15 protein-coding genes are annotated in these 18,936 nt (G+C 35.4%); 7 read left to right on the forward strand and 8 right to left on the reverse strand.

Translation table 11 applies throughout. The features are described from left to right. The first annotated feature begins 6 nt into the window (after nt 1–6). The gene (gene hypE / locus EL247_RS05810) at nt 7–1,023 is read left to right on the forward strand and encodes a hydrogenase expression/formation protein HypE (RefSeq protein WP_126442101.1); all 1,017 of its coding nucleotides are present in this window, start codon (nt 7–9) and stop codon (nt 1,021–1,023) included. Nucleotides 1,024–1,174: 151 nt separating this feature from the next. Here the strand turns inward: hypE and EL247_RS05815 are convergent, their stop codons facing one another. Beyond that, the gene (locus tag EL247_RS05815) at nt 1,175–2,677 is read right to left on the reverse strand and encodes a hypothetical protein (protein ID WP_172594055.1); all 1,503 of its coding nucleotides are present in this window, start codon (nt 2,675–2,677) and stop codon (nt 1,175–1,177) included. A gap of 270 nt (nt 2,678–2,947) precedes the next feature. Here EL247_RS05815 and gdhA point away from each other — a divergent pair, with 270 nt between their 5' ends. From gdhA to EL247_RS05835, 4 genes are all read left to right on the forward strand, one after another. Then, a complete protein-coding gene (gene gdhA / locus EL247_RS05820; protein ID WP_054194772.1) occupies nt 2,948–4,303 on the forward strand; it encodes an NADP-specific glutamate dehydrogenase in 1,356 nt (451 codons plus the stop codon). Further along, nucleotides 4,300–5,151: a DNA ligase gene (locus tag EL247_RS05825; protein ID WP_126442102.1), complete on the forward strand. Its 852-nt coding sequence runs from the start codon at nt 4,300–4,302 to the stop codon at nt 5,149–5,151. Before gdhA ends, EL247_RS05825 begins: the two co-directional genes overlap by 4 nt. A 44-nt stretch (nt 5,152–5,195) precedes the next feature. Beyond that, nucleotides 5,196–5,822 carry a MarC family protein gene (locus EL247_RS05830; RefSeq protein ID WP_005020705.1) on the forward strand — a complete coding sequence of 209 codons (627 nt, stop codon included), beginning with the start codon at nt 5,196–5,198 and terminating at the stop codon, nt 5,820–5,822. 85 nt (nt 5,823–5,907) lie between these two features. Beyond that, nucleotides 5,908–6,666: a ferritin-like domain-containing protein gene (locus tag EL247_RS05835; RefSeq protein ID WP_232019789.1), complete on the forward strand. Its 759-nt coding sequence runs from the start codon at nt 5,908–5,910 to the stop codon at nt 6,664–6,666. 22 nt (nt 6,667–6,688) lie between these two features. Here the strand turns inward: EL247_RS05835 and modA are convergent, their stop codons facing one another. After that, nucleotides 6,689–7,390 (reverse strand): molybdate ABC transporter substrate-binding protein, encoded by a 702-nt coding sequence (gene modA / locus EL247_RS05840; protein WP_065827120.1) that lies wholly within the window; start codon nt 7,388–7,390, stop codon nt 6,689–6,691. A gap of 27 nt (nt 7,391–7,417) precedes the next feature. After that, nucleotides 7,418–9,436 carry a TonB-dependent receptor domain-containing protein gene (locus EL247_RS05845; RefSeq protein ID WP_126442104.1) on the reverse strand — a complete coding sequence of 673 codons (2,019 nt, stop codon included), beginning with the start codon at nt 9,434–9,436 and terminating at the stop codon, nt 7,418–7,420. A 273-nt stretch (nt 9,437–9,709) separates the two neighbouring features. On the opposite strand from EL247_RS05845, the gene EL247_RS05850 reads away from it, so the two are divergent. Continuing rightward, nucleotides 9,710–11,119, forward strand: coding sequence for a DegQ family serine endoprotease (locus EL247_RS05850; protein ID WP_126442105.1), 1,410 nt, complete (start codon nt 9,710–9,712; stop codon nt 11,117–11,119). Nucleotides 11,120–11,230: 111 nt separating this feature from the next. After that, the gene (locus EL247_RS05855) at nt 11,231–12,142 is read left to right on the forward strand and encodes an AEC family transporter (RefSeq protein ID WP_104745379.1); all 912 of its coding nucleotides are present in this window, start codon (nt 11,231–11,233) and stop codon (nt 12,140–12,142) included. A gap of 452 nt (nt 12,143–12,594) precedes the next feature. Here the strand turns inward: EL247_RS05855 and EL247_RS05860 are convergent, their stop codons facing one another. From EL247_RS05860 to tviB, 5 genes are all read right to left on the reverse strand, one after another. After that, nucleotides 12,595–14,001, reverse strand: a complete 1,407-nt coding sequence (locus EL247_RS05860) for a major outer membrane protein (RefSeq protein WP_126442106.1) — start codon at nt 13,999–14,001, stop codon at nt 12,595–12,597. Between the two features lie 628 nt (nt 14,002–14,629). Beyond that, nucleotides 14,630–14,833, reverse strand: coding sequence for a type II toxin-antitoxin system HicA family toxin (locus EL247_RS05865; RefSeq protein WP_054194764.1), 204 nt, complete (start codon nt 14,831–14,833; stop codon nt 14,630–14,632). Then, on the reverse strand, nt 14,826–15,044 hold the full coding sequence (locus EL247_RS05870) for a type II toxin-antitoxin system HicB family antitoxin (protein WP_054194763.1): 219 nt from the start codon (nt 15,042–15,044) through the stop codon (nt 14,826–14,828). The genes EL247_RS05865 and EL247_RS05870 overlap by 8 nt, the downstream gene beginning before the upstream one ends. A gap of 625 nt (nt 15,045–15,669) precedes the next feature. Beyond that, nucleotides 15,670–17,097 carry an Asp-tRNA(Asn)/Glu-tRNA(Gln) amidotransferase subunit GatB gene (gene gatB / locus EL247_RS05875; protein ID WP_104745381.1) on the reverse strand — a complete coding sequence of 476 codons (1,428 nt, stop codon included), beginning with the start codon at nt 17,095–17,097 and terminating at the stop codon, nt 15,670–15,672. A 435-nt stretch (nt 17,098–17,532) separates the two neighbouring features. Beyond that, the gene (gene tviB / locus EL247_RS05880; protein ID WP_104745382.1) at nt 17,533–18,786 is read right to left on the reverse strand and encodes a Vi polysaccharide biosynthesis UDP-N-acetylglucosamine C-6 dehydrogenase TviB; all 1,254 of its coding nucleotides are present in this window, start codon (nt 18,784–18,786) and stop codon (nt 17,533–17,535) included. Nucleotides 18,787–18,936 lie beyond the last annotated feature (150 nt).

Raw genomic sequence — 18,936 nt, forward strand, 5'->3', positions numbered from 1 at the left:
AATTTTATGGCAAAAAAAGATTCTATTATTACTTTAAGTCATGGAAGCGGAGGCATTGAATCACAAAAGCTTATTACAGAGCTTTTTTATCATTATTTAGAAGGCTGTGTAATAGGTGCTAGTGAAGATGCAGGGGTTGGAGAAATAAAAGACAAATGCGCCATTAGCACTGATGGCTATACTATCTCTCCCCTCTTTTTTCCCGGTGGTGATATAGGCAAACTTAGCGTTTGTGGTAGTTGCAATGATGTAGCAATGATGGGAGCAAAACCCAAATATTTGACTGCTAGCTTTATGATTGAAGAAGGGTTTTTGATAGAGGATTTGAAAAAAATCATAGAATCTTTTAGCCAAACACTCAAAGAAAGTGATACAAAACTCATCTCTGGAGATACAAAAGTCCTTCCAAAAGGCACTTTAGATAAGGTTTTTATTACTACCACAGCCATTGGAGAATTTCTTTACCCTCACTTACAAATGAGTGCCTTTAAAATCCCTCAAGATTCTTGTATTTTGGTTAGTGGGGAGATTGGTAACCATGGGGCAGTGATTTATTCCAAAAGAGAGGAAATCTCCCTCCATAGCACTTTAAAAAGCGATTGTGCTTTGCTTTATCCTATGCTAGAAGAGCTTTTCAAAAACAATATCCAAATCTACGCCCTGCGTGATGCGACAAGAGGGGGGATTGCAAGTGTGCTTAATGAATGGGCAAACACTTCTAATATAGGCATAGAAATACAAGAAGAATCCTTGCCTATTAGAGATGAAGTTAGAGGGATTTGTGAACTTTTAGGGTTTGAAGCATACCATTTGGCTAATGAAGGAATGTGCGTCCTAGCAATCCCCAAAGAAGATTCTACTAAAGCACTTGATATTTTAAAACAAAGCAAATTAGGCAAAAATGCAGCAATCATCGGACATACCACCGCTACAAACTCCAAAAAAGTTGTTTTAAAAACCACTTATGGTGCAAAGCGATTTTTGGATTATCCTAGCGGTGAATTACTGCCTAGAATCTGCTAATTGCACCACTACAAAGCCTTTAAATTTGTATTTTTAAAATTAGATTGAAAGATTTTAGGATAGATTTTATGAATTTTATCTTTTTATTTTCAATTTTTAAATTTCAAATTAGCTTACTTGGATAGGCATTTCTATCCAAGCTAAACTAAGCTTAAGCAGCCAAAAGTCTTTGAATATCGATATTTGAAAGAGTATTTTTAAATGGATTCTCTTCTTTATCAAATCCCATTTCACCAAAAACAAAACGATTCAAATCTTCAAAAGATTCACTAAAGTTTTCTAGCAATGTCTTTAAAGTCATAGGGGATTCTTCTTCTTTTTCAAATCCCACAAAGGTCTCTTGTAGCACTTTCCACATTGTTGATAATTCTTTGCTCACTCCATTATTAGCATTTTCTAGCGAACTTAAACTAAAAGAATATTGCGAAGCACTAAAGCTAAATGCACTTAATGAAAAACCATTAGAAGTGTTATTGCCAGCTAAAATATTTCCACTACTTTGAGAAAAACTAAAGCTAATGCTTAGATTCTGCATATATGCTCTATTAGCCGCAAGCTGCAATCCCTCTTGCAAAGTAGGATTAGAAGTATTTTGTGCAGAATTATCCCCAGCGACTAAATCAATATGATGAATCTCTCCAGCACTCCCATCTTCACGGATAAAATTAGAAGTTTTTTGCTTAATTCCTAGCAAATCCCCCTCTTCTCCCCTCATTAGCTCTTGACTTTCTTTGGCATCCAAATAAATCACACCAATGCCCTTTTCTCCAAGACCTACAAGCTCTCCCTCACCTTTTTCATTAGGTGTCCAGATTCTTAGCTTATCATAAATAGGGTCGTCTTTATCAATCTTGCCATCACTATTAGAATCATAAGCACTCAAATCCTTGAATCCATCGCCACTTTGCGTACCAAAAAGCTCGTTGCCATCGTTGATTGTGCCATCTCCATTTTTATCCAATGCCAAAAATCCTGAACCCTCTTTAAGTGTCGAAATTTGGTCTTCTTTGCCATCACTATCCAAATCAAAACTCATCTTTGTATCGCTAAGCTCTGTTCCATTCCCAGCATAATCAATTACCAATGGATCAATTACTTTGTTTGAATTTGTATTGTTAGTATTTGTATTTTGGGAGTTAATTTGTAAATTTTGCACAAAGCTTTGAGAGACATTAATACTCAAATCCAACTTTCTACTTACTCCATCTTTCCCTACAATCGTCCCTTGTATAGATAACTCCAAAGATTGATAAAAACCTTGAGTGATACTAATCCCACTTCCTACATTATAACTTGGGCGAGAGAAATTACCATTAAGTAGAGATTCTATCGAGCCTGAAATGCTTGTATTTGTGCTAGAAGAATTCTCGCTAGACACTCCAAACACTTCCTCCCACACTTTTATCATTTCATCTTGAATCTCTGAAATTTTATTCAAAGCTTGATTGATGATTTGCTTTTGAAAATCACCAATTTTATTATTCAAAATTTCTGTCGATGAAAGAATATTAGAAGTTTTTTGACTATTTCCCTCTTCTTCACTTATTTGTGGAACACTATTTGCTTGATTGTTTTTAATCTCTTCTCCAAGAGCACTCCAATGCGTGGTGGTATATGAGGCTTGCAGAGAAGAGAAACTCATACTTGCTTGCATGTTTTCTCCTTAAAAATTAAATAACAACTTCAATATCGGCTATTTCCCAAAAAACTAAAATAAAAAATATTTTTCTATATTCTTAAAAAGATTCAAATATTTCTTAATACGCCAAAATTTCCTCCAAAAGCAGTATTGCCTCAATCATTGATTTGATTTTTCTTTGTTTTTGAAAATATAGCTTAAAAAAAAAATTTAATCTTATAAGCTTATATTAATTAAAGTATAAATAAAATTCTACCTATAAAATATTTTAAAAGGAGATTTATTATGTCTTACACACAAAGCGTTATCCAAAAAGTCCAAAAACTCTATCCAGACCAAGTAGAGTTTCATCAAGCAGTCAAAGAAGTTTTAGAATCTATCGAACCTGCATTGCAAAAAGATAAAAGATACGAAAAATACAAAGTATTAGAAAGAATCGTTATCCCAGAAAGACAAATCAACTTCCGCGTAACTTGGGAAGATGACAAAGGCGAGATTCAAGTCAATCGTGGTTATAGAATCGAATTTAGCTCACTACTTGGACCTTATAAAGGCGGTTTGAGATTCCACCCAAGCGTAACAGAAGGTATCATTAAATTTTTAGGCTTTGAGCAAATTTTCAAAAACTCTCTTACAGGACTTGCAATGGGCGGCGGTAAAGGGGGAAGCGATTTTGACCCAAAAGGCAAAAGCGATAGAGAAGTTATGCGTTTCTGTCAAGCCTTTATGAATGAATTATATAGACATATTGGCGCACATACCGATGTTCCTGCGGGAGATATTGGAGTTGGCGGTAGAGAAATTGGATACCTCTTTGGGCAATACAAAAAATTAACCAACCGCTATGATGGTGTATTGACAGGAAAATCACTTCTTTGGGGCGGAAGCTTAGTAAGGACAGAAGCAACAGGATATGGAAGCGTATATTTTGCACAAGAAATGCTAAAACATAGTGATTTTGGCTCACTAGAAGGCAAAACTTGCCTAGTATCAGGAAGCGGAAATGTAGCAATTTACACAATCGAAAAACTCCAACAACTCGGTGCAAAACCTGTTACAATCAGCGATTCAAAAGGTATGATTTATGACGAAAGTGGCATTGACTTAGCTCTTTTAAAAGAAATTAAAGAAGTTAGAAGAGAAAGCCTAGAATCCTATGCCAAAGAAAAACCAAGTGCAAAATACACAAGCACAAGAGATTACCCAAGTGACCATAATCCGCTTTGGGCTATTCCTGCATTTGCAGCATTCCCAAGTGCAACGCAAAATGAAATTAATGCAAAAGACGCAGAAAACCTTCTCAAAAATGGTTGTAAATGCGTTAGTGAGGGTGCAAATATGCCTTCTACAATCGAGGCAGTGCATAAATTCCTTGATGCGAAAATCTGCTATGGTCCGGGCAAAGCAGCTAATGCTGGGGGCGTGGCAACAAGTGGTTTAGAAATGAGTCAAAATGCCTCTATGACTGCTTGGAGTTTTGAAGAAGTAGATAGCAAGCTACACAAGATTATGCAAAACATTTATGCTAATGCAAGCCAAACAGCCAAAGAATTTGGAGAGCCTACTAACCTTGTTTTGGGTGCTAATATCGCTGGATTCCGCAAAGTTGCTAATGCAATGATTGAGCAAGGGCTAGTTTGATAAAATTTCTATTCTTTTTCTTTTCATCCTTTAGCCTCCTTTTTGGGGGCGAACTTTTAAAATTCAAAGATTATTCACAAGAATCATCTTTGAATTTTAAAAATAACACCTATTTAATGAGTGAAAAACTCGATGGAATCCGCGGAATATGGAATGGCAAAACCCTAAACACACGCAATAATTACCCCATTAATCCCCCCAAAGTTTGGTTAAAAAATTTCCCTCCATTTAGCCTAGATGGTGAATTATGGCTAGATTATCAATCTTTTGAAAAAATCTCCAGCATTGTCCGCAATTCCAATTCAAGCCTCAAAGAATGGCAAAACATCACCTATAATGTCTTTGATGCACCAAACATCTGCCAAGATTGCACGCTTTTAGAAAGATTAGACAAACTCCAAAAATACCTAGACAAAAACCCCTCTCCCTCTATCAAAATAATCCCACAAATCCAAATCCAAAGCAAAGAACATTTGCAAAGCTATTTTCAAGAAATCCTCAATCAAAATGGAGAAGGCATTATTATCCGCAAAAATGATACGCCCTATGGAGATTCTAGCAATACTTACAAATACAAACCTTATATGGATAGCGAATGTGAAGTGATTGGCTACACGCAAGGGAAAGGCAAATTTGAAGGAATGCTAGGTGCGATTATCTGTCAAGCCAAAATTCAAGGTGTGCAAAAAACTTTTAAAATCGGTTCAGGCTTTAGCACAAAAGAAAGACAATCCCCACCGCCTCTACATTCCATTATCACCTACAAATACAATGGCTTAACCAAAAATAATCTCCCACGATTCCCAACTTTTCTTCACATTAGATATAGATATAAAGAATTTCAATAAAATTGTGTTAAAATCCACAAAAATTTTTATTTGGGAATAACTTTATGTTTGGAGAGCTTCAATCGCAACTTTATAGCATTTTACTTGCAGCCATTGCAATTTTAGCCGTTTTAAATCCCTTTGGCAATCTCCCGCAATTTATTGCAATGACAGAAGAGCTAGAGACTTCCCTGCGTCAGAGCCTTTTTCGCAATATCCTTTATACTTCCTTTGTGATTGTGATTATATTTTTGCTTATTGGTCCTTTTATTATGCGGTATCTTTTTAATGTTGATTTAAACGATTTACGCATTGCTGGAGGATTGCTTTTAATCTTAGTTAGTTTAAAAAATCTTCTTTTTGCTTCGCACAAAGCTGCCACCCATTATGAAACCACAGACAAAAGCGAACTTTTAAGCCAAAGCATTGTTCCTATGGCATTCCCTATGCTAGTAGGTCCGGGAACTCTCTCAACAGTGATTGTAATTTCAGAAGAAAATGGAGAGATTCTAGCGATTTGTGCAGTCATTGCGGCTTTTATTTTTATGCTTATTTTATTTCATTTTGCAGCCACTATAGAAAGAGTATTGGGCAAACTTGTTTTACATGTTTTATCAAGAATCGCCCTTGTTTTTATTATGGCAATGGGAGTTAAAATGATGATAATAGGGCTTAAAGCAACTTTTTTATAAAGGGGATTCCATAGAATTATTTCACGCACTCTACCAAGCACTAAATGCCAAAACCTCTCAAGAAAAATGCACCCTCACAAAAGAAATATGGCAAAATTTTAATGCTTTTTCAATCCAGCAAGATACCGAGATTCTTCCTCTTCCTCTACCAACTTTTGCCAATTTCTGCCCTATTGTCCCACCCCACAAAGTCCCTCAAGGCAAATACCTCAAAAACGATTTAAACGCAGCCCACCTTTTGCATTCTATTGCACATATTGAATTTTCTGCTATCGATTTAGCCCTAGATTGTGCTTACCGCTTCAGGAATCTACCCTTAGAATATTATCAAAATTGGGTTGAAGTTGCATTTCAAGAAGTCAATCATTTTCTATCTTTAGAATCTCTTTTAAACCTTATAGGCTTCAAATATGGCGATTTTGGTGTGCATACTTTGCTTTTTGATTCAATGAAAACTTGCAATGTTTTGCTTGATAGAATCGCACTCATACCAAGAGGAATGGAAGCAGTGGGCTTAGATGTCAATCCCTTTTTGTGTGCCAAAGTCCAAGCTAGCAATCATACTATCAAAATGGAGCTTTTAGAGGTTTTATCTGTGATTTTACAAGAAGAAATTTCCCATGTTTCCAAAGGAAATTTTTGGTTCCATTATTTGTGTGATAAACAAAATATCCCCCACACAAATCGTGCCAAAACTTACTTAGAAATCCTCAAAAAATACCATTTTTCTTTCCCCAAAGCTAACTCCTCTTTAAATACTCAAGCAAGAATCCAAGCAGGATTCACCAAAGAGGAATTAAAAATGCTACAAGATTCTGCCTTCCTCTCCAAAAACCCCAAATAATTCCAATCACTTCAAGCCAATTCTACTCCGCACTAATCCCATAAATCCTCAAAACCTTCCTAGCTTCTTCGCTTTTAAGATACTCTATAAACTCCCTTAATCCTTCGCTTTCTCTCAAAATTGCCATTTGCACCTTAGGGGGCTGATAAAAAGCACTTGGGATTTCTAGCATATTGCCAAGTTTGCTTTGATTGTCATAATAATACTTGGTATTTAAAATCGCCACTTGCACCTTTTTGCCAATCAAATCCTCAAGAATCAAATGCATATCCTCGCTAACAACAATCTTTGGCTTAATCTCCTCATAAAACTCCAAGTTTTTCAAAAATGCCTCGCTTCCCTTTCCAAACATACCTTTTTGTGGGCTTAGAATCACGATACTTTTTGCCTTTTTCAAATCCTCAAAAGAATCCAACTCCACGCCCCTAGCACCCACTAAAACAATTTTATTATAGCCAATGGTAACTTTCTCATTAGATTCCATACCCACCCGCTTAATCATCTGCTCCAAACCAAACAACGCATCAATCTCTTTGCCTTGAATCTGCGTTGTAAGAAATTTCATATTCCCATAACGCCGTATAACTTTATGCTTAGGGTTTGTCTTGTTGTAAGATTCAACAATGCTATCCATAGCTTTTTTGTAACCTCCGCCAATCCCAATTACCACATCACTAAATGCAACACTAACACTCAAAATTGCCATCAAAATTATTTTTTTCATTTTCTTTCCTTTTGTTTAGTTTTTTGTTTAAAAATCCATTTTATAGCTAATCCAAAAATTCCTCCTTTCATTAAAGGTTTGGTATTCATTATCATACATTGTCCGCCTACCACTTGGGTATCCAAAGGGCTTAAAGTAGTTTTGATCAAAAAGATTATTCACTGCAAAACTAATGCTTGAAAACTTTGTCATTTTATAGCTAAGCCCCAAATCAAAAGTATAAAAATCTTTGTATTTACCCATATAGCTAATATTTGAGAGTGTATCAAATCTCCCATTTCCTCTTAAATAAGAGCTAAATTTTCCTTTTTTGTAATTTAATTTTAGCATTGCAATATGCCTTGGAATATCCTCTATGCGTTCCCCACCAAAAGGATTAAGCTCCCTTGTCCCATCTCGATAAGTCCCTTTATAAAACTTTTCAAGATAGGTGTAAGTTGCCTCTATACTAAACCCATTAAAACTAGCACTATTTGCACCAATTTCTATTCCTCTAGCTTGATTTTTGCCACGATTGGTATAAATAAAGCAAGAAGTCCCCGCACTACAAACTTCCCCATTGGGTAAAATCTCTCCGCTATTATATTTATCGCTATACAATTCGTTTTTATAATCGATTAAAAAGCCTGTAATGCTAAAATTAGCGTATTTCATATCAAAATTAACCCCAATTTCATAATTGATGCTTTCCTCTGGGCTTGCATCGGGATTCCCATAATAATCAGAATCTGCACTGCTAGAATAGATTCCACTACCAAGCAACTTTGCCTGTGGTGCTCTGTATCCTTTAGACACCCCGCCCTTTAGGGTAATCCAATCTAATGGCTGATACACAAGATAGGCACGCGGAATGAAGATACCATCAAACAAATCACTATAAGAATACCTAGCCCCCAAAGTCAAGCTTAAATTATCTGTGATAAAATATTCCGCATCAAGATAAGGTGCTATGGTATTTTGCTCATATTTTTCAAGCCCTGAAATGTAATTATCATATTGGTATTGCACCCCACTTGTTAGCACAATACTCCCAAAAGCATTGAAATTAATAGGGGTGATTGCTTTAGATTCCACTACATAAAGATTAGCTTTATTGGCACTTGAAGCATTTTTATGATGAGTATTTTGCATTTGAAAATATGTATTTAAATTTCCAAAATTATAGCTTCCATCATGATTTAGCACTATACTATTACGCTCCATCTTTTTATCGCCTCTTGTGTGATTTTCTGGCGTGTGCTGAATCCTTGTGTTTTGCCTATAATGCTCCCCATCAATATAAAAACTATTTTGCTCATCTAGCTTGTAAGCGATTCTTGCACCAATATTTCCAAGGCTATAATCCCCTCCACTCCCATGTGCATAAATCGAGCTTGGCATATTAGGATTCCGCGGTTCTGGATATTTTAGCCCATAAGGATCTTTTTGTGTGTATCGCCCACGCAATGCCAAAGAAAGTTTATTTTCCACCAATGGAATCGCCACAAACCCACTTACTTGACGGAGACTACCATACAAATTATAATGTTGTTGTTGTTTGGTTTCTAGGGTAAAAGAACCTCCAAATTGGCTAGGAATCTTTTTAGTAATGATATTCACCACTCCCCCAATCGCATCACTTCCATAAAGCGTGCTTGCCCCACCTCTTATTACCTCAATGCGTTCAATCATAGAAATCGGGGGTATATATCCGTTATTCTCTCCTTCATTTGCATAACCAAATCCATTGATTTCATTAATGCGTTTGCCATCAACTAGCACGAGAGTTTGCCCCTCCCCAAATCCACGAATACTAAAAGTATAAGCCCCAGACATTCCCATTGTAACATCTACTCCGGGAACACCCATTAAAGCCTCTCCCAAATCCTTGATAGAACGGCTAGACAAATCCTCTTGTGTGATGACAGAAACGCTACCGGGTGCGAAATTCAAATCATGCTCAATTCCACTTGCACTCACTACCGATTGTTGCAAATAATATTTTTCAGCCCCATAGGATACACCGACAAAAAAAGGCAGTATCCACCATACTTTCCATTGATTCATTATTATATCCTTTAATAATAAAAATGAGAATTGATTCTATAATAAATAAAATAAAAAAGATTGTGATATTGTTACGATAATTTTCAAGGTTTTTTGATTGCTTTTACCTCTCAAAATAACAATAATTCAATAAAGATTCTATGAGCTTTCCTATCAAATAAAACTTCAAAACAAGCAACTAAAATACAATATTTTATTGCCATTATCGATTGATTTACATTTTTTTGAAATAATTTTCACATTATTTTAGATTTATCCAAAAAAGGAGAAAATATGAAAATTAAAACCTTGCTTTTAGGCACATTGCTTGTTAGTAATGTATTTGCATTTGAAGTAAGCGAACTTCCAAACATTACCGCAAGAGAAACGCCTGATATTTCACAAAACAAAATTTATTCTTTTTATGATTCGATTAAAGAAGCTAAAAAGGGCGTAGTCAATATCTCTACCCAAAAGAAAATAAAAGCTGCAAATATTCAAGGGCATCCACTTTTAAATGATCCATTTTTTAAACAATTCTTTGGAGATGCTTTTGGGGCAATTATCCCAAAAGATAGGATTGAACGCAGTTTAGGAAGTGGAGTTATCATCTCAAGTGATGGTTATATTGTCACAAATAATCATGTTGTTGAAGGCGCAGATAAAATCATCGTAGCTTTGCCAGATACCAATAAAGAATACGAAGCAAAAATTATCGGAAGAGACGAAAAAAGCGATTTGGCTATCATTAAAATCAAAGCAAAAAATCTCCCCTTTTTGAAATTTGCCTCAAGCGATGATTTGCAAGTAGGCGATGTTGTCTTTGCTATTGGGAATCCTTTTGGAGTTGGCGAGAGCGTTACACAAGGGATTATCTCTGCACTTAATAAAAGTGGAATTGGGATAAATGATTATGAAAATTTCATACAAACTGACGCTTCAATCAATCCCGGAAATAGTGGCGGAGCATTGGTAGATAGTCGCGGAGGCTTGATAGGGATTAATACTGCAATTCTTTCTCGCACAGGCGGGAATCATGGTATTGGATTTGCAATCCCCTCTTCAATGGTGAAAAAAATCTCAAAAGCCCTCATTGAAAATGGAGAGATTGAGCGAGGTTATCTTGGCGTTAGCATTCAAGATATTAGCGGTGATTTAAAAGAAGTTTATAAAAACCAAAATGGAGCGGTTGTTATTTCTATCGAAAAAGATTCCCCAGCACAAAAGGGAGGATTAAAGGTGTGGGATTTGATTACAAAAGTCAATGGCAAAGCTATCAAATCCGCAGCCGAACTCAAAAACTACATTGGCACATTTAGCCCAAAAGATAAAGTAACTCTCACTATCTTACGCGACAAAAAAGAACAAACTCTAACCCTATCCCTCACAAAAATCCCAGATTCAAACACTAATGGAGAAAAAGCAGGGGGAATAGATGGGCTTGAAGTCTCCACCCTCACACCTGATATCAAAAATCGCTTTGGTATTCCAAACAACATTCAAGGAGTATTCATCACACAAGTAAAACCAAATAGCAAAGCAGAGGAAATAGGATTTAGCGAGGGAGATATTATTGTCCAAATTGAAAGTTTTACAATTTTGGATATACAATCTTTCAATCAAGCTATTAATCGCTACAAAGGGCAACCCAAAAGAATGCTAATCAATCGAGGGGGCAGAATCCTAAGCGTTGTGATTAAATAATTCTAGAGAGGGATTCCCTCACCCCTCCCTTTTTGTAATTACTCCATTTTTTAAATTCCTTTAAATTTTTAGGATTATAATTCCACATTGATTTTCTAACAAGGCTTATTTATGTTTATTTTCAATCCACTCTTTACTATTTTTATCTTGCTTCTTGGCGGATATATGGCAAAGAAAATAGGAGTCCTCAAACAAAAACAATCCAAAATGTTCTTGGATTTTGCAATTCTCTTTGCTCTGCCTTGTTTGATTTTTGACAAAACCTATCATCTCAATTTTGATTTTACCCTTGTTACATTAATCCTAATAGGCTTTTTCTCTTGTATGTTATCAGCAGGTTTTGCGGTAATACTTGGGAGATTCCTTCAATTCTCCAAAGCAACATTAGTGAGTATGTTTTTGCTTGCAGGATTTGGAAACACACTTTTTATTGGCATTCCCATACTTTCTGGAATCTATGGCGAAAGTTTCATTAGCGAGGCGATTTTTTATGATGCACTAGCAACAGCCATTCCTATTTCAATCATTGGTCCTTTCATACTCTCTTTAGCCAGCAATCAACCTACCAACTTTTTAAGCAATCTCAAAAGGATTCTACTTTTCCCGCCTTTTATTGCACTTATTTTGGGCTTTGTATGCAAACTATTTGTATTGCCTGATTTTATTTTCCAACCTATTATTATTTTTGGGAATTCCGCAACTGCAGTGGCTCTTTTCTCTATTGGTTTGGGATTAGGGTTTAGTGCTATCAAAGCTTCTTATAAGGGAACCATTATCGTAGTTTTATCCAAAACCTTACTTGCCCCTTTGATTTTTGTTGTGATTTTAAGCTTGCTTGATATAGCCTTCACACCTCGCGTAATTGCAGCTATTTTAGAATCTTCTATGCCAACAATGACTTTAGCAGGTGCAATGATTATGAAAGCCAAATTAGATTCAAATCTCGCTGTGAGCTCCATAGCTTTTGGGATTCTTTTTTCTTTTGCTTCTATTCCTTTGTTGTGCTATCTTTTGCCTATCTAAACGCAAAATTCTAAAAAGCCCAAAAGACTTTTAGAAATATCCAAATGATATTTCCCTCTTTTTGTTTATGGTTTAAGCCTTTTCAATCATTTTTAAAATCATAATAGAAGCACCAAAGAAAGCAATTAATGCAAATGCAGCACAAAGTATTCCTATCATTCTAACTCCTTAATCTTTATTTCATACACTCTTTTACTAAAAATGTAAATGAGACAAAGTGATTCCTAATGCGATAAAATCCTTGTATCAATACAATAATAATCAAGAATAAATACAAACAAATATCTAAAAGCTAATATCAAAGCTTTAATGGTGTAAATTATAGCTAAAAATCACTAAAGTCTTTATACACATTAACTTGCATCAATGAATTTAGATTAATAAATGAGAGGTTATAGAAGTTTGAAAGTAAAGAGGGGAAATAAAGCCAAAGAGGCTTTATTTCTAAAGGATTAGAAGCTATATTTTGCTTCAACCCTAAATCTGTTTCTATCTTGATCAGGAGTATTAGCTGTATCATAGCTATTGTTCAAGAACGCATAGAATGTAGATAGAGTAAGTTGTTTGCTGTGTTTCCAGCTGATTGTTGGAGTAATTTCAGTAAATTCAACTTTTTCAACTCTTGCACCATTTCTGCTTATATCATTTTCACCCCAAGCAAATTCAAGACCTACATTTAATCTCTCATCAAGGAAGCTATAATCTACACCTGCATAGAATACACTAACCTCTTGCTCTGTTCCAAATCCTTGGACACCATAACTTCTAAGTGCTGAAGTAGAGATACCTGTCCCAGCGTTTTGCCACCAGATTTTACCTTTTCTTGATACATTGCTTCCTTCATCTTCAAGAGAAACTGCTGTACCATCTGCGAAGTTCATCATATATCCCAAAGTAATGTTTAATGGAAGTTGGAAATCATTGCGGAAATCTGCACCCACTTCGATTACACCCATATCATTAGATTCTGAAATATTTGCTTTAGTTGATGAACCTACTGTATCACTGTATAATGCTCCAAAAACAGAATCCATATCATTATTCAATGCTGCATAAGTGTATTGGAGTTTTGCTCTAAGTAAGCTACCTTGCCAAGAAAGCTCACCAAATACCAACGCATCGACTGCATCATCGATATAGAATCCCCAAAGTTGTCCGCCAAATCTACCATAGTTGGTATCCACACCATAGATACCTGCTAAAGCATAAAGTGGTTTATCAACACTGAGAGTATTTTGATTTTGAAGTGTATTTCTAATTCCAGGTTTACCAACAACATTCATCTCATTGATTGACCAAGAATCAAATGCAGCTGCTGCTAAAGTGAGGTTTGGAATATCGCTATTGAGTGCTAAGATACCTGTCCCTCTATCACCATCATAAGCGTTAGTTACAGGAGTATCAAGCAATTGCTTACCGATTTTGATTGTAGTTGCTGTGCTATCTGGAGTGATAGTTGCATAGAATTCTCTTACACCAAACTCACCATCAGAACCAGAACCAAGACCTGCCCCAGCAAATGGAATAGCAGCTGTACCGCTTCCTTGAGCTTCACCTTGACCATTTACCCCTTTACCATGATTTACATTGTTTTGGTTATCATACCATACACCAAAATTTAATGCGATATTATTTACCACTGGTGTTTTGAAATCAGCTACTGCTCTCCATTGATGATTTGCAGAACTTCCACTCACATCCCCATTTCCATTATCATATCTGTCATCATTGTAGCGGTATCTCAAATATCCACTAACATCGATTCCTTTGATAGCTTCTTCAAGTGGTTGAGCAAAGCTCGCTGTAGATAATGCACCTAGAGCAACGCTAGCTGCAAGACTTAATTTTAAAAATTTCATTTTAATCTCCTTAAGATTGAATTTCGAAATTGCAATCTGATTATACAAAAATTCGCACACAAAAAGCAAGATTTTGAAGCTTTTTGCCAAAAGTTTAGAGTTTTGTATAATAGATATTTTCGCTTAAAGCTTAGAAACTAAACTCAAAGCTAACTAGGATTGTAACATATTAACAATATAAAAGCAAGGTTTTTCTAAAATTCTTTGGGAATTAAACTTCATAAAATGCAATAGTTTTCAAAGAATAAAATATTTAATCGCTAAACATTATTATATTATATAGGGATAAATTATAAATATTTTATAAAATATTCTAGCCATAACCATAAAATAAAATATTTAATTTTGTCATTTAGGCAAATAAAAACGATTTGAATTCTTTTATTGATTAATATTTTGTTTTATTTGAGTATTAGTTATTTTTCAATAGAATTTATCAAATTTGTTGTGAAAGGACAAAATGGCATACCCTCTAAAGCTAAAAAAGATTTGCCTACCTCACTATTGCCACTTAAAACAGCCACAGAGCCTTTTTCTAGTTTGATGGTATCTTCTCAAATCACAGAAACATTTTCATCGCTAAAAATTCCCAGCGTAATTGTATCAATAGCGTTTCATCTAGACATTTTTATCCTTTGCTCATTTCAATAACTTCAAAAAGTTGTTTTATGATTTTAGGGTGCAAAATCTCTCCACTATGATGAGGAATAACCATTCTATAAAGCCCTTTTTTATAGATTCTATGGCTACCTTTTTGCCTATCAATCACAAAACCATTTTGTAATAAAAACCTTTCTGCTTCTTTTGCAGTCATTCTTGGAAATTCAGGCATTGGGTAAAACCACAGGAACAATTGAAGTTATTTTGTTTTCAATGGTTCTTTTTTCTTCACTTTTAAGACTTTCTAAATAAAGTTCTCCTGCTTCTTTTATATTAAACAAAGCTTCTTCATAAGTATTGCCTTGTGAAACACAACCTTCAAGCTCTAAAATGCGTGCAAAATACCCATCTTGATCTTTTTCAATGATAACATTCAATAGCATTTGATGTTCCTTACAAAATTTATTGACTTAAATAGAATACTTAGCCGATTTTCATTCAAAAATTGACATAAATAGAATAGTTTTAAAAAGACTATTAAATTTAATACCCAAAATTATAGTAAAAATATTATATGTATATCAATAATTATTCTATCTATGTAAAAATATTTTAAAAACCACTAAAATTGACTTAAATAGAATAGTTTTTGACATAGATATAATAATCCCTAAATATTTTAAATTATATTAAATAATAAATCCGAGAATAATTAACAAACTCACTAAAATTTACTTGGCTTGGCGAATGTGTCAAGAAATTTGATATTACTGAAATAGGAGAGCAATACAGCCTAAAAGATACTATACAAAGCCTATGTACCAAAGAAATCAACAAACAAGCTAATCATAATAAAGATTTTTCACTAATCAAAAGAAATTAAAAAACAATCCAAAACCACCAAATAATCTTGTGAAAATTTCAAAATTAGGAATAAATATCAAGTATTTAGATACATAAATCTTGTTAGCTCACGACAAAAAGCTTATCAAAGCTTTTTGCTCTTTTCTTCAATCAAACTGCTAAAATTATAAAAATAATTTAGATTCTATTATCAACCAAATTTTGCTATTGCAATTTTTCTTTGAGCAATTCATTCACGCGTGCAGGATTTGCGCCCTTGCTACCTTTCATCACTTGTCCGACAAAGAATCCAAAGAGCTTATCTTTGCCACTTTTATACTCTGCCACTTTATCGGCATTGGCACTTAGCACAGATTCTATCACGCTTAAAATCGCTCCATCATCATTGACTTGGGCTAATCCCATAGAATCTATGAGGCTATCCACATCGCCACCCTTTTGCTCCACTAGCACATCTAGGATTTCTTTGGCGCTTTTGCCACTGATTTTGCCCTCATCGATACGCTTGACTAAAGTCGCTAATGTGATAGAATCCACTCCGCAAGTCTGCAGCGTATTCTCCCCCTTTAATCGCCCCAAAAGCTCGGTGGTAAGCCAAGTAACCGCACCCTTCGCACTCGCACCAGATTCAAGCATAGATTCAAAATATCGTGCCATTTCTAGCTCACTAGTTAGCACACTCGCATCACTAGGCTTTATCCCAAACTCCCGCACATATCGCTCACGCTTCTCATCGGGCATTTCCGGGATTTGCCTCCCCTCATTCATAAGAGATTCATCGATATACACAGGGAGCAAATCCGGATCGGGGAAATACCGATAATCCGCTGCCTCTTCCTTGCCTCTCATAGATCGCGTTACGCCCTTAGTGGTATCAAATAGCCGCGTTTCTTGCACGACTTCTGTTTCATATTTGCCATCTTCCCATGCCTCGATTTGTCGCTCCACCTCGTATTCAATGGCTTTTTGGATAAATTTAAACGAGTTTAGATTCTTAATCTCCACGCGAGTATAGAGCTTAGAATCTCCTTTGGGGCGGATTGAGACATTGGCATCGCAGCGGAAGCTCCCCTCTTGCATATTTGCATCACTTATGTCTAAAAACCGCACGATAGAATGCAGCTTCTTAAGATAGGCAATCGCCTCATCACTACTTCGCATATCCGGCTCACTGACAATCTCTAGCAATGGCGTGCAGGCACGATTCAAATCCACCTTAGAATACTCGCTCTCATGGATATTTTTACCCGCGTCCTCCTCCATATGTGCGCGTGTAACGCCGATAGTCTTTTTCTCGCCACTCACTTCGATTTCGATATTACCCCGCCCCACTATTGGAATCTCAAACTGGCTTATTTGATAGGCTTTGGGTAAATCTGGATAAAAGTAGTTTTTACGCGCAAAAATAGAGTTTTGGTTGATTTGTGCATTAATTGCAGTGCCAAAGGCAATCGCCTTTTTGACCACTTCGCGATTTAGCACCGGCAACGCACCGGGCAATCCTAGGCAGGTGGGGCAAACATTGGTATTAGGCTCTGCCCCAAAGCTCGTGGCGCACGAACAAAAGATTTTGGTTTTGGTATTTAGCTGGACATGCACTTCTAGTCCGATGATTGTCTCAAAAGCACTCATAGAATATTCCTAAAAAATTTTTATGGAATTTTAGCAATCTTTGGCTTAAAAAAATGGCTATTGTATCTTGTAAATCATAGAGTATCAAAGATACCTAGAATCTCCGCCCAAAAAGGCTTAAATTTATAACACAAACTTGCTCTTGCAAAACAAATTATTTTGTAAAATTAAATTATTTTGTAAATCACCCACTTAAGAGATTCCCAACTAAATCTAAGCAAACAAAGGACTTTTGTTTATAAAGGCTCATTCCTAACCCAAATAAGTTTTAAGTTTGATTAGATTGCTATTTTGCAAAACTAAAATAATTATTTGAGTAAGAAAATTATGCAAAAACTTAACTGCCAAAATGACAATAGGCAATTCATCTCTTACTTAAAAAAGTAAGAGTTTCTTGCCAAAGGTTTGATAAAAATTTCAAAATTGCTTTTTAGATTACAATCTCCCGCTTACCTGCTCTTTTGGTAAAATGCCCTTTAAATCATACACGATTGTTTTGCCCTTATGGCTAAAATCAAGCCCTTTAAATTCCTCATGTGCCACTGCTACAATCACCGCTGCATATTCTTGAAGTTTGAAATCTTTAGAATCTTGTAACTCCAACCCATATTCATGCTTCACTTCCTCTTTATCTGCCCAAGGATCAAAAATCTCTACACAACAATCAAAATCTTTTAATTCTTTGACAATATCCACAACGCGAGAATTACGAATATCAGGACAATTTTCCTTAAAAGTGATTCCCAAAATTGCTACTTTACTTCCCACAATTTGATGTGCGTTTTTGATCATTAGCTTAATGACTTTATTTGCCACTACAACACCCATATTATCATTGATATGTCGCCCTGCTAGAATCACTTGAGAATGATAGCCTAGAGATTCTGCCTTGTGTGTGAGATAATAAGGATCTACACTAATACAATGCCCCCCTACAAGCCCCGGGCGGAATGGCAAGAAATTCCACTTCGTCCCTGCTGCTTCTAATACATCTAATGTATCAATTCCCATTTTATCAAAAATCAAAGCAAGCTCATTTACAAAAGCGATGTTAATATCTCTTTGTGAATTTTCAATTACCTTTGCTGCTTCTGCTACTTTGATACTTGATGCCTTGTGTGTGCCTGCTGTGATAATACTTGCATAAAGTGCATTAACCTCATCAGCAATTTGCGGAGTAGAACCACTTGTAACCTTTTTGATACTTGGCAATCTATGCTGTTTATCGCCCGGATTAATCCGCTCTGGAGAATATCCACAAAAGAAATCGACATTAAACTTCAATCTGCTCTCACGCTCCAAAATCGGCACACAATCTTCTTCTGTGCAACCCGGATAAACTGTGCTTTCATAAATTACAATATCTCCCTTTTTTAATACCTTACCTACACTGCTAGAAGCTTTTAGGAGTGGAGTTAAATCTGGCTTATTGTATTGATCAATAGGTGTTGGCACAGTTACGATATAAATTTGTGCTGCCCTTAAATCTTCCAAATTAGTTGTAAAATTTAGATTTTTTGCACTTTGCAATTCATCTTTTTCTACTTCCAAAGTTCTATCATAGCCTTTTTTAAGCTCATCGATTCTTTGTTTGAAAATATCAAAACCAATTACATTGTATTTTTTGCCAAACTCTACGGCTAATGGCAATCCCACATAACCAAGTCCAATAACTGCTAAAGTTTTCATAGAATCTTCCTTATTCTAAAATAAATCAAACGCAATTTTACTTTGTTTGCAATAAATAAACTCTAAAAATTTAAAACTTTACCAAAAATTAAAAAACTTCATACAAAGTTTGTTTTATAATTATAGATTACAAAATCATTAAAAATTTCA

The sequence above is a fragment of the Helicobacter pullorum genome (assembly GCF_900638355.1).
In the GTDB taxonomy this organism is placed as follows: Bacteria; Campylobacterota; Campylobacteria; order Campylobacterales; family Helicobacteraceae; genus Helicobacter_D; species Helicobacter_D pullorum.